Source organism: Streptomyces cinnamoneus, from assembly GCF_002939475.1.
Lineage (GTDB): Bacteria > Actinomycetota > Actinomycetes > Streptomycetales > Streptomycetaceae > Streptomyces > Streptomyces cinnamoneus_A.
In genome coordinates, this window is record NZ_PKFQ01000002.1 from 76,665 (window position 1) to 88,134 (window position 11,470).

The 11,470-nt window shown below is 73.7% G+C and carries 14 protein-coding genes; 10 read left to right on the top strand and 4 right to left on the bottom strand.

Annotated features, from left to right (window positions below; all coding sequences use genetic code 11):
- Both hypB and hypA read right to left on the bottom strand, forming a co-directional pair.
- A complete protein-coding gene (hypB, locus tag CYQ11_RS28510) occupies positions 1-843 on the bottom strand; it encodes a hydrogenase nickel incorporation protein HypB (protein ID WP_099197943.1) in 843 nt (280 codons plus the stop codon).
- Positions 843-1,202, bottom strand: a complete 360-nt coding sequence (gene hypA / locus CYQ11_RS28515; protein ID WP_099197942.1) for a hydrogenase maturation nickel metallochaperone HypA — start codon at positions 1,200-1,202, stop codon at positions 843-845. The genes hypB and hypA overlap by 1 nt, the downstream gene beginning before the upstream one ends.
- Before the next feature lie 286 nt (positions 1,203-1,488).
- On the opposite strand from hypA, the gene CYQ11_RS28520 reads away from it, so the two are divergent.
- The 10 genes from CYQ11_RS28520 (at position 1,489) to CYQ11_RS30715 (ending at position 10,364) form a co-directional block, all read left to right on the top strand.
- Complete coding sequence (locus CYQ11_RS28520; protein WP_099197941.1) at positions 1,489-3,228, top strand: enoyl-CoA hydratase-related protein; 1,740 nt, start codon at positions 1,489-1,491, stop codon at positions 3,226-3,228.
- A gap of 76 nt (positions 3,229-3,304) precedes the next feature.
- Positions 3,305-4,369, top strand: coding sequence for an NADH-quinone oxidoreductase subunit B family protein (locus tag CYQ11_RS28525; RefSeq protein ID WP_099197940.1), 1,065 nt, complete (start codon positions 3,305-3,307; stop codon positions 4,367-4,369).
- Positions 4,370-4,452: 83 nt separating this feature from the next.
- Positions 4,453-6,240: a nickel-dependent hydrogenase large subunit gene (locus CYQ11_RS28530; RefSeq protein ID WP_099197939.1), complete on the top strand. Its 1,788-nt coding sequence runs from the start codon at positions 4,453-4,455 to the stop codon at positions 6,238-6,240.
- 12 nt (positions 6,241-6,252) lie between these two features.
- On the top strand, positions 6,253-6,786 hold the full coding sequence (locus CYQ11_RS28535) for a NifU family protein (RefSeq protein ID WP_099197938.1): 534 nt from the start codon (positions 6,253-6,255) through the stop codon (positions 6,784-6,786).
- Positions 6,783-7,427, top strand: coding sequence for a DUF5947 family protein (locus CYQ11_RS28540; protein ID WP_099198001.1), 645 nt, complete (start codon positions 6,783-6,785; stop codon positions 7,425-7,427). The genes CYQ11_RS28535 and CYQ11_RS28540 overlap by 4 nt, the downstream gene beginning before the upstream one ends.
- An 11-nt stretch (positions 7,428-7,438) precedes the next feature.
- Complete coding sequence (locus CYQ11_RS28545) at positions 7,439-7,648, top strand: hypothetical protein (protein WP_099197937.1); 210 nt, start codon at positions 7,439-7,441, stop codon at positions 7,646-7,648.
- Positions 7,645-8,367, top strand: coding sequence for a DUF6084 family protein (locus CYQ11_RS28550; RefSeq protein ID WP_205041774.1), 723 nt, complete (start codon positions 7,645-7,647; stop codon positions 8,365-8,367). The genes CYQ11_RS28545 and CYQ11_RS28550 overlap by 4 nt, the downstream gene beginning before the upstream one ends.
- Positions 8,355-9,401, top strand: a complete 1,047-nt coding sequence (locus CYQ11_RS28555) for a hypothetical protein (protein WP_099197936.1) — start codon at positions 8,355-8,357, stop codon at positions 9,399-9,401. The genes CYQ11_RS28550 and CYQ11_RS28555 overlap by 13 nt, the downstream gene beginning before the upstream one ends.
- Positions 9,398-10,210 carry a hydrogenase maturation protease gene (locus CYQ11_RS28560; RefSeq protein WP_099197935.1) on the top strand — a complete coding sequence of 271 codons (813 nt, stop codon included), beginning with the start codon at positions 9,398-9,400 and terminating at the stop codon, positions 10,208-10,210. The genes CYQ11_RS28555 and CYQ11_RS28560 overlap by 4 nt, the downstream gene beginning before the upstream one ends.
- 22 nt (positions 10,211-10,232) lie before the next feature.
- The gene (locus CYQ11_RS30715) at positions 10,233-10,364 is read left to right on the top strand and encodes a DUF6893 family small protein (protein ID WP_275666317.1); all 132 of its coding nucleotides are present in this window, start codon (positions 10,233-10,235) and stop codon (positions 10,362-10,364) included.
- A 28-nt stretch (positions 10,365-10,392) separates the two neighbouring features.
- Here the strand turns inward: CYQ11_RS30715 and CYQ11_RS28565 are convergent, their stop codons facing one another.
- Both CYQ11_RS28565 and CYQ11_RS29905 read right to left on the bottom strand, forming a co-directional pair.
- A complete protein-coding gene (locus tag CYQ11_RS28565; RefSeq protein WP_099197934.1) occupies positions 10,393-11,163 on the bottom strand; it encodes an acyltransferase in 771 nt (256 codons plus the stop codon).
- Between the two features lie 66 nt (positions 11,164-11,229).
- Entirely contained in the window at positions 11,230-11,385 is a 156-nt protein-coding gene (locus CYQ11_RS29905) for a hypothetical protein (RefSeq protein WP_181143895.1), read from the bottom strand.
- Between the last annotated feature and the right edge of the window lie 85 nt (positions 11,386-11,470).

Genomic DNA, 11,470 nt, shown 5'->3' on the forward strand with positions numbered 1-11,470 from the left:
CTAGCGGGCCGTCACCGTGGGCGGGCCGCCGGGCTCGTGGCCGGGCGCGGCGTGCCGGGGGCCGGGGCCGGGTGGGTGCGCCCGGTGGGCGCGCGGCCCCAGCCCGTGGCCGTAGCCCTCCTGGTGGTCGCCGGCGTGCTTCCCGGGGCCCAGCCGGCCGGTGGCCATCCGGGGCCGGTGCACCTCGGTGCCCGCGGCGACCGCGAGGACGTGGTCGGTGAACGCGTCGACGCCCTCGCCGTCGCGGGCCGAGGTGGCGAGGACGGGCACCCCGGGGTTGACCCGGGTGACGTTCGCGGCGAACGCCGCCTCGTCGAAGCCCACCGCGGCGGCGATGTCGGTCTTGGTGAGGACGACGAGGTGGGCGAGGCCGAACGCCGTGGGGTACTTCAGCGGCTTGTCCTCGCCCTCGGTCACCGACATCAGCGTCACCCGCAGGGTCTCGCCCAGGTCGTAGGCGGCGGGGCAGACGAGGTTGCCGACGTTCTCCACGAACAGCACCCGGCTGTCGGCCGGCAGCCAGCCCTCCAGGTGGGACCGGAGCTGGGCGGCCTCCAGATGGCACAGCCCACCGGTGAGCACCTGTTTGACGGGGACGCCGGCGCGGGCCAGACGGCGCGCGTCGTTCTCGGTCGCCAGGTCGGCCGTGAGCGCGGCCACCGGCACGGTGCGCGCCCGCATGCCCAGCAGGACCCGTTCCAGCAGGGCGGTCTTGCCGCTGCCGGGGCTCGACAGCAGGTTCACCACCGTGGTGCCCCTGGCGGTCAGTTCCTCGCGGACGGCGCCGGCCAGGGCGTCGTTCTTCGCCAGCACGGCCTGGCGCATGTCGATGACCCGGCACATCACACGCTCGCCTCTTCCTCCAGCTCGATTCCGGTGATCTCCAGCTCCCGCCCGCCGGTCAGGTCCTCCGCCGGGCGGTCGCAGCGCGGGCACCACAGCAGGGGCGGCATGCCCACCGCGAAGTGCTCCGCGCAGTGCGCGCAGCGGGCGCGGCCGGGCACCTCCTCGATCAGGAGCCGGGCGGTCTCCAGCACGGTTCCCTCCCGGGCGACCTCGAACGAGAACCGCAGCGCGTCGGGGACGACACCCGCCAGCTCGCCGACGCGCACCCGCACCGCCGCGACGCGCGCGGCGCCGTGCCGGCCGGCCGTCTCCGCCGCCCGTTCGACGATCGCGGCGGCGATGGACAACTCGTGCATGACCTCGCCGCTCCCGTCCCGCGTCCTGGGCGCACGGACGCCGCCCCGCGACGGAGGGCCCGTGCGGTACGCGCTCCACAGTGCCCGCCGGGGTGCGGCGCGGCCCGGTCCGCCACGGCCGCGGCCACCGGTACGGGCCCGGGTATTCGCCCGCGCAGCCCAATCGCGCCGGGTCTTCGGGCCCGGCCGCACGTCCGGACGGCCTGAATGGTGTGACGATCAGTCCGGCATGCCGCCGTATCGCGTCATCTCTTCCCATGTTCCGACGAACGTCAGGAGGTCACCCGTGCGCGTCCTGCTCATCGCCAGCGCGTTCAACAGCCTCACGCAGCGCGTCTTCGCCGAACTCGGTGACCACGGGCACACCCCCGCCGTGGCCGTGGCGGACGGGGACGAGGCGCTGCGGGAGGCGGTCGCCCGCCACCACCCGGAGCTGATCGTCGCGCCCATGCTCACGACGGCGATCCCACCGGACGTGTGCGCGAGCCACACCTGTCTGGTCGTCCACCCCGGGCCGCCCGGGGACCGGGGACCGTCCTCCCTGGACCGGGCGGTGCAGGAGGGGGTGCGCCGCTGGGGCGTGACGGTGCTTCAGGCGGAGGAGGAGATGGACGCCGGGCCCGTCTGGGCGGCCGAGGGGTTCACTGTGCCGCCGGGGGTCACCAAGAGCGACCTCTACCGCGGTGAGATGGCCGACGCCGCCGTGGCCGCCGTGCTGCGGGCCGTGGACCGCTTCCGCTCGGGGTGCTGGGAGCCGAGGTCGCAGGAGGGGCTGCGGGTGCGCAGCCTTCCGTACCTGCGGCAGAGCGGGCGCCGGATCGACTGGGAGGGCCAGGACACCGAGTCCGTCCTGCGCACGCTGCGGGCGGCCGACTCGCAGCCGGGCGTGCGGGACGAACTGCTGGGCGAGGAGTGGTTCCTCCACGGCGGGCACTACGAGGACCGGCTGCGGGGGACACCGGGGCGGGTCCTGGCCACCCGGGCCGGCGCGATCTGCCGGGCCACGGCCGACGCGGCGGTGTGGATCCCCCAGTTGCGCCGGGCCCGCACCGACACGGAGCCCGCGGGGATCAAACTGCCCGCCGTGCGGGCGCTCGGCGACCGGCTGCCGGACGTCCCGGAGGTGACCGCGCCGCTGGAGATGCCCGCGCACCGGCGCACCTGGAGCGACATCCGGTACGCCGAACAGGGCGAGGTGGGCTTCGTCCGGTTCCGTTTCCCCGGCGGGGCCATGAGCACGGTGCAGTGCCGCCGGTTGCTCGCCGCCTGGCGGTTCGCCCGTTCGCGGCCCACGTCGGTGATCGTGCTGGGCGGTGAGCGGGACTTCTTCTCCAACGGCATCCACCTGAACGTCATCGAGGCGGCCGCCGACCCGGCGGCGGAGTCCTGGGCCAACATCAACGCGATGGACGATCTGGTGGAGGCGGTGCTGACCACCACCGACCGGCTCGTCGTCGCCGCCCTGCCCGGCAACGCGGCGGCCGGCGGCGCGATGCTCGCGCTCGCCGCCGACGAGGTGTGGTGCCGGGCGGGCGCCGTACTCAACCCCCACTACCGCCTCATGGGGCTCTACGGCTCCGAGTACTGGACCTACACCCTGCCCCGGCGCGTGGGCGCGGACGGGGCCCGGGCGCTGCTGGACGAGGCGGCGCCCGTCGGCGCGGCCCGGGCCCGGTACCTGGGCCTGGTGGACCGGGTCGTCGCCATGCCGCCGGGGGAGTTCGCGGCGGAGGTCACCCGGATGGCCGCGGACCTCCTCGGTGAATGCGACGTCCAGACGCGGATCGCGGCGAAGAAGGCCGCCCGCGAGCGCGACGAGGCGGCCAGGCCCCTGGCCGCCTACCGGGAACACGAGCTGGAACGCATGCGGAGCACCTTCTTCGACCGTGGCGCGCCCTACCACGCCCTGCGGTCGGCGTTCGTGCGCAAACGGCCCGCCCCGGGCGCCGCGAACCGCCTGGAGGCCCTCTCCACACCGGGACGACACGTGGAAATTGCCGAGAAAAAGCCGGTATGTCAGATTTAATCTCCAAGGGCCCGGAGCCCGCCGGCCACCCACGGCCTGCGGGGCCGGCCCACCGCGGGCCGAAGGGAAGGCAGCCATGGGCGCGCCATCGACGACCACGCCTGCGTCGGGCACCGCCTTCGACGAGGTGCACATCCTGTGGACCTCCGAGGGCATGAGCTGCGACGGCGACACGGTCTCGGTGACCGCCGCCTCGCTGCCGAGCCTGGAGGACGTCCTGCTCGGCGCCATCCCCGGCGTCCCCAAGGTCCATCTGCACAACAAGGTGCTGGCCTACGAGACCGGCGACGACTTCATGGCCGCCTTCCACCAGGCGGCCCGCGGCGAGCTGGAGCCCTTCATCCTCGTGGTCGAGGGGTCCATCCCCAACGAGAACATCAACGGGGACGGTTACTGGACCGCCATGGGCAACGACCCGGAGACGGGCGAGCCGATCACCCTCAACGAATGGCTCGACCGGCTGGCCCACCGGGCCTGGGCGGTCGTCGCCATCGGCACCTGCGCCGCCTACGGCGGCATCCACGCCATGGCGGGCAACCCCACCGGCTGCATGGGACTGGTCGACTACCTCGGCGCGGACTTCCGGTCGGCCGGCGGGCTGCCCGTCGTCAACGTCCCCGGATGCCCGGTGCAGCCCGACAACTTCATGGAGACCCTGCTGTGGGTCCTGCACCAGGCGGCGGGCCTGGCGCCGGTCATCCCGCTGGACGAGCAGCTGCGGCCCACCTGGCTGTTCGGCAAGACCGTCCACGAGGGCTGCGACCGGGCCGCGTACTACGAACAGGGCGACTTCGCCAAGGACTACAACTCACCCAAGTGCCAGGTCAAGGTCGGCTGCTGGGGCCCGGTGGTCAACTGCAACGTCACCAAGCGCGGCTGGATGGACGGTGTCGGCGGCTGCCCCAACGTGGGCGGCATCTGCATCGGCTGCACCATGCCCGGCTTCCCCGACAAGTTCATGCCGTTCATGGACGAACCACCCGGCGGCAGCCTGTCCTCCGGCCTCATGAGCGTCTACGGGCCCCTCGTCCGCAGTCTGCGCTCGGTCACCAACTCGGCCGCCAACCGCGAACCGAAGTGGCGCCACAACCGGGACGCCCTCACCAGCGGCTACGAACCGCGCTGGGGCAGCCGCACCTGACCCGCACCGCAGCGGGCACCACCCACCCCCCCGACGCCGGGACGACCCCGGAGCACCGCGAGACAGCGCGAGAGGAACGGCCAGTGGCGACCGCCCAGGACAGCGACGCGGCACGAAGCGACCTCACCGAGGTGGCCTTCGACCCCATCACCCGGATCATCGGCAATCTGGGCATCTATACGAAGATCGACTTTCCGGGCCGTAAGGTCGTCGAGTGCCGCAGCACCTCGTCCATCTTCCGCGGCTACAGCGTCTTCATGAAGGGCAAGGACCCGCGCGACGCCCACTTCATCACCAGCCGCATCTGCGGCATCTGCGGGGACAACCACGCCACCTGCTCGGTCTACGCGCAGAACATGGCCTACGGCATCAAACCGCCGCCGCTCGCCGACTGGATCATCAACCTGGGCGAGGCCGCGGAGTTCATGTTCGACCACACGATCTTCCAGGACAACCTGGTCTTCGTCGACTTCTGCGAACGCATGGTCAAGGAGACCAACCCCTCGGTCCTCGAACGCGCCGAACGCACCCCCGCGCCGCGCGGCGACCTCCACGGCTTCAAGACCATCGCCGACATCATGCGCGCCTTCAACCCCTTCGAGGGCCAAGTCTACAAGGAGGCGCTCCAGATGAGCCGCCTCACCCGCGAGATGTGCTGCCTGATGGAAGGCCGGCACGTCCACCCTTCGACCCTCTACCCCGGCGGCGTCGGCACGGTCGCCACCCCGCAGCTCTTCACCGACTACCTCGTGCGCCTGACCCGCTGCCTGGACTTCGTCAAGCGCGCGGTGGCGCTCAACGACGACGTCTTCGACTTCTTCTACGAGGCGCTGCCCGGCTACGACCAGGTCGGCCGCCGGCGCACCCTGCTCGGCTGCTGGGGCTGCTTCCAGGACCCCGACGTCGTCGACTACGACTACCGCAACATGACCGAGTGGGGCAACGCCATGTTCGTCACCCCCGGCATCGTCGTCGACAACGAGCTGGTCACCACCGACCTCGTCGACATCAACCTCGGCCTGCGCGTGCTGCTCGGCAGCTCCTACTACGAGGACTGGGCCGGCGAGGAGACCTACGTCGACAAGGACCCGCTGGGCAACCCCGTCGACCAGCGCCACCCCTGGAACCAGACCACCCTGCCCAGGCCCCAGAAGCGCGACCTGGACGGCGGCAACTACAGCTGGGTCATGAGCCCCCGCTGGTACGACAAACGCACCGGCGACCATCTCGCCCTCGACACCGGCGGCGGCCCGCTCGCCCGCCTGTGGACCACCGCCCTGGCCGGCAAGGTACGGACCCCCTACGTCCGCTCCACCGGCCACAGCGTCGAGATCGACCTGCCGAAGACGCCCGCCACCCCCGAGACGCGGCTGGAGTGGAAGCCCCCGCCCTTCCCCAACACCATCGAACGCGACCGGGCGCGCATGTACTTCGTCGCCTACGCCGCCGGCATGGCCCTCCACTTCGTCGAGCGGGCGCTGGAGGAGGTCAGGGCCGGGCACACCAAGGTCTTCGAGGACTTCAAGGTCCCCAAGGAGGCCATCGGCGTCGGCTTCCACGAGGCCGTGCGCGGCGTGCTCTCCCACCACCTGGTCATCCGCGACCACAAGATCGCCAACTATCACCCCTACCCGCCCACGCCCTGGAACGCCAGCCCCCGCGACCGCTACGGCACCCCCGGCCCCTACGAGGACGCGGTGCAGGGCATGCCGATCTTCGAGGAGAACGGCCCGGACGGCTTCAAGGGCATCGACATCATGCGCACCGTGCGCAGCTTCGACCCCTGCCTGCCGTGCGGCGTCCACATGTACCTCGGGGACGGACGCACCGTGCGGCAGAGCCACTCGCCCACCCTCGGCGCCCTGGCCTAGGCGGTCGTGACCATGCCCCTGACCGACCAGGAGACCCGCGAACGGGTGGCCCGCGCCGAGGCCCTGCTCTCGGAGCTCGCCACCCTGCCCGACGGGCCCGTCCGCGCACAGGTGACGGACACCCTCCACGCCGTCGTCGGGCTCTACGGCGAGTGCCTGGCCCGCGTCATGCTGCACGCGCGGGACGCCCGCGCCGCCCTGGCCGCCGACGAACTCGTCGGCCACCTCCTGCTCGTCCACGACCTGCACCCCGACCCCGTCGAGACCCGGGTGCGGCGCGCCCTGGAGGACGTACGCGCCCAGGGCGACGCCGAACTCGTCGCCGTCGACGGGCCGGTGGCCCGCGTCCGGCTGCGGGCCCGCGGGTGCGGCTCGTCCACCGCCGCCCTGGGCCGGGCCGTCGAGGACGCCGTGACGCGGGCCGCACCCGAGATCGAGCGGGTGGAGACCGAACAGGGCGCCGCCCCCGGCACCCTGATCGCCGTCGAGTCCCTTTTCCGCCCCGGCACCCCCGCCGGCCACGAGGCGGACGGGTGCCCCCGATGAGCGCCGCACGGACCGCCTCCCCGAGGCTGCGGGAACTCGCCCGCCGCCCCGCCCCCGAGCCCGTGAACGCCCCCGGCGAGCGCTGCGACCTCTGCGCGGAGCCCCTCGCGGACGACCATCGCCACCTGCTGGACGCCTCCGGCGGGCACACCGTGCTCTGCGCCTGCCGGGCCTGCTCCCTCCTCTTCGACCGGAGCGAGGCGGGCGGCCGGCACTACAAACTGCTGCCCCGGCGCCGGCTGCGCCTGGACGGCTTCACCGTCGACGACGCGCTGTGGGCGTCCCTGGGCATCCCCGTGGGACTCGCCTTCTTCGTCCGCGACGACGCGTCCGGGCGGACGACCGTGGGCTACCCCAGCCCCCTGGGGACCACCCGCTCGGAACTGGACGCCGCCGTCTGGCACGACCTCGCCCGCGGCCACCCCGCCCTCGCGGAGCTGGCCGCCGACGTCGAGGCCCTGCTCGTCCACCGCGTACCCGGCGCACCCCCGCAGCACTGGATCGTCCCGCTGGACGACTGCTACCGCCTGGTAGCCGTCGTCCGTGCCCACTGGAAGGGACTGGCCGGCGGGCCCGAGGTGTGGACCCGCATCCAGCGGTTCTTCACCGGCCTGGCACGGCCCGAACCCGCACACCGCTAGGAGGCGACGACATGGCCGACATCACACGGGGCAAACCCCACGTGCACCCCGACAAGGCGGCACACGTGCCCGGCGTCCGGGAGGGCAACCTCACCGGCCACTACCAGCGCCAGTCCGGCCACCTGCCCGACGGCCGGTCCACGGCGCGCCGTTCCACCGGGGTCTGCTCCCGGTCGAGGAACCCGATCCTGCCCGACATGCCCAACCTCTCGCCCGCGTGAGCGGCGTCCGGCAGGACCGGCGGCAGGGGCGGGACCCGCACGACGGCATCGCCGACCTGGCCTTCGCCGTCACCGGGGCCCGCCCGCTGGAGCACGCGGCGGTGCCCACCCTCGCCTTCCGGCTGGACATCGCCCGCACCGGCGGCGGACCGGTGCGCTCCGTCACCCTCACCACGACGGTCCGGATCGCGGCGGCACGACGCCGCTACGCCCCAGCCGAACGACTGTCCCTAGCCAGGGTGTTCGGCCAGGACGACCAGTGGGCCGCCGCCCTGCGCCCCCTGGCCTGGGCCCGGCTGACCACGACCGTGCCGCCCTTCGACGACTCCGCCACCGTCGACCTGCCCGTGCCCTGCACCCACGAGGGCGAACTGGCCGTCACCTCCTACTTCGACGCCGTGCGCGACACCGTCGTGCCGCTGGACTTCCTCTTCAACGGCACCGTCTTCCACACCGGAGCGGACGGCGCGCTGCGCACCTCGCAGATCTGCTGGGCCAGGGAGAGCTCCTACGACCTGCCCGCCGGGCTCTGGCACTCCCTGACGGCCCGCTACTTCGGCGGCACCCGCTGGCTGAGGGTCTCCCGGGAGGCCCACGACGACCTCGCCGCCTACCGCGACCGGCACGCCCTGGCCGACTGGGACACCACCGTCCGGGCGCTGCTCGACGGGACGGCCCCCGTCCCCGCCCCGGAGGGAGCCGCGGCATGGACGCGGTAGAGGCCGCCGTGGAGAAGATCGCCCGCACCTGTCTGTACGAGGGCTACCTGCTGTGGCCCTACCGCCGCTCGGCCCTGAAGAACACCCGGCGCTGGACCTTCGGCGGCGTCTTCCCCCACGGCCGGGCCGCGGAGCTGGGCGAGCCGTCCCGCATGCGCACGGAGGTGCTGCTCGCCTCCGACGGCACCGCGGAGGTGTTCGTCCGCCTGCGGTTCCTCCACGTCGTTGAACGGCAGGTCCACCGCCTCGGACCCGGCGGCAGCGAACCCGTGGACGCCCTCACCGTCGCCGGCAGGCGCTACCTCACCTGGCACGAGGCCACCGAACGCGCCTGGACCCTCGCCCCCTTCAGGCCCGCCGACGGCCCCCGCAGCACCACCGTCGCCGTGCCCGGCGGCACGGCCGAGGAACCGCTCGACGACGGGGACGGACGACGCGCCGGCGTCCTGGTGCGCAGCTGGCGGCCCCTGGAGGGCGTCGTCGAGCTCGACGCCGTACCGCTGCCGGGCGACGTCTGGCGCGTCGCCGTGACCCTCACCAACACGACCGCCTGCCCGCCGCCCCCCGATCCGCGCACCGCGCGCGACGCCCTGGCCGCCCACGGCTTCATGTCCACCCACACCGTGCTGCGCTGCTCCGAGGGCGCCGCCTTCGTCTCGCTCGCCGACCCACCCGCCCCGCTGCGCGGGGCCGCGGACTCCTGCCGGAACGAGGGCACCTGGCCCGTCCTCGTGGGCCGGCCGGCGGGGGACCGGCAGCGGGCCCGCTCGGTGCTGTCCTCGCCCGTCACCCTGGAGGACTTCCCGGCCGTCGCGCCCGAGAGCCCCGGCGACCTGTTCGACGGCGGGGAGATCGACCAGCTCCTCATCCTCAGCGTGCTCAGCCTCACCCCGCGCGAACAGGAGGAAGCCCGTGCCAGCGACCCCAGGGCCCGCGAGATCCTGGACCGCTGCGCGGCCCTTTCCGCCGACGAGCTGATGGCTCTGCACGGCACGATCAGAGAGTTCCGCCCACCGAAGGAGGCTGCCCCATGAGAAGCGTGCCGATCGGCGGTGTCCGCGTGCGCCGCGGCAGCCGGGTCCGGCTGCGGCCCGTCGGCCGGGCCGACGTCCTGGACCCGTCGCTCACCGGGCGCGTCGCCGAGGTGACGGAGTTGACGGAGGACCTGGAGGGCCGGGTCCAGCTGGTCGTCAGCCTCGACGGCGACGCCGGCCGTGACTTCGCCACGGGCCTGGGCCACCGCTTCTTCTTCTCACCCGAGGAAGTGGAACCCGTCGTCGGCGAGACCGCCCCGCCCACCGCCCGCGTCCTGATCGCCGGCATCGGCAACGTCTTCCTGGCCGACGACGCCTTCGGCCCCGAAGTCGTCGCCGCTCTGCGCCGCCGCCCCGTGGCCGCCGGCGTGCACGTCGCCGACTTCGGCATCCGGGGCATGGACCTGGCCCACCGGCTGCTCGACGGCTACGACGTGGCGGTGTTCGTCGACGCGGCGCCGCGCGGCGGGGCACCGGGCACGCTCTACCTCATCGAGCCGGCGCCGGTGGACGCGGCCGCCCCCGCCCCGCCCGACGCCCACGGCATGGACCCCGTGCGCGTCCTCGCCCTCGCCCACCGGCTCAGCGCCGCCGGACAGGGGGGAGCGGTGCCCCGCGTCGTCGTCCTCGGCTGCGAGCCGCTGGTGCGCCTGCGCGGCGACGAGCCCGAGGTCGCCTTCGGCCTCAGCGAACCCGTGCGGGCCGCCGTCCCGGAGGCGGTGCGCTGGCTCGAATCGCTCACCCGCGCCCTGCAGGGCGACCCGCGCGCCCCCTTGGACGCGGTGCCCCTCGCCCCCGTGGGCCCCTGAAGCCGGCGAGGAGGTGACTGACATGAGGAACGGCATCTTCATCCCGGCGGTCGTGGTGCGCGTCGCCGTCGGCGCCCTCGCCCTGGCCGCCGCCGCGGCCGTCGTCTTCAACGCGCCCGACGCCGTGCGCTACTTCAAGATGGAGACCATGTAGCCGTCGGCCGCCCGCGTGGCGCGGGCGGTCACTCGCCGTCGGCCACCGCCGCCGTCCCAGCCGGTCCCGTGGGCCACTCGGCGAGCGCTACGAGCTCGTCGGCGGTGACGCCCTCCGGCACCGGCACCGGCGGCGGCGTGCGCAGCGGGGGCTGCCAGCCCGCTTCCCGGTCCCAGGTGCGCACGACCTTCGCGGGCGCGCCGGCGACGACCGCGTGGTCGGGGACCTCGCCCCGGACGACCGCGCCGGCGGCGGCCACCACGTTCCGGCCCAGCCGGGCGCCCGGCAGGATGACCGCTCCGGTGCCGATCCAGCTGCCGGCGCCGATCTCGACCGGGGCGCTGCGGGGCCACTGCTTGCCCACGGGCGTGTGGGGGTCGTCGTAGCTGTGGTTGGTGGTCGTCACGTACACGCCGGGGCCGAAGAAGCAGTCGTCGCCTATCGTCAGCAGGGTGTCGGCGACCACGTGGCTGCCGCGGCCGAGGACCACGCCGTTGCCCAGCCGGACGACGGGCTCCGGGCCGAGGTCGAGGCCGGGCATCATGCCCGCGGTCAGCGTCACGTCCTGGGCGATGATGCAGTGGTCGCCCAGCTCGATCCACGGATCGCCGAAGATCGTGCCCTGCGGGAAGGCGAGCCGCGTGCCGGCGCCGATGCGGCGGAACCGGTACGGGCCGGGGCGCTCGGCGGTCACCGCTCCGGCCTCCCTGAGCCAGCGCGCGCCGCGGTGCACGGCCCGGGAGGCGGTACGGCGCCGCCAGGCCACCAGGGTCGAGAACACGTTCTGATTCGTCGGCACCCCCACACGGTACTCAGGCTCCCCACCGCTCCTTCCGGGGCCGTGCTGTGATCTTCACCCCACGGCTTAGGGGTGGCGGTTGTGCCAGGCGCTGTAGAGGCCCGTGAGGATCGCCGCGTACTCGGTGAGGGCGGCGGGGGTGGTGTGACCGAAGAGGATGAGCGTGACGCAGGCGGCCATGGTGACCGCGAAGGCCCATACCTGAGAGGCGCTGCCGTTCATGGGGGTCCTCCTTCGTGAGGGGGTGGGGGCTGGCCGAGGCGCCGCGGGTGGCGGAATCATCACTTCCGGCACTGTGAGTCTCGGT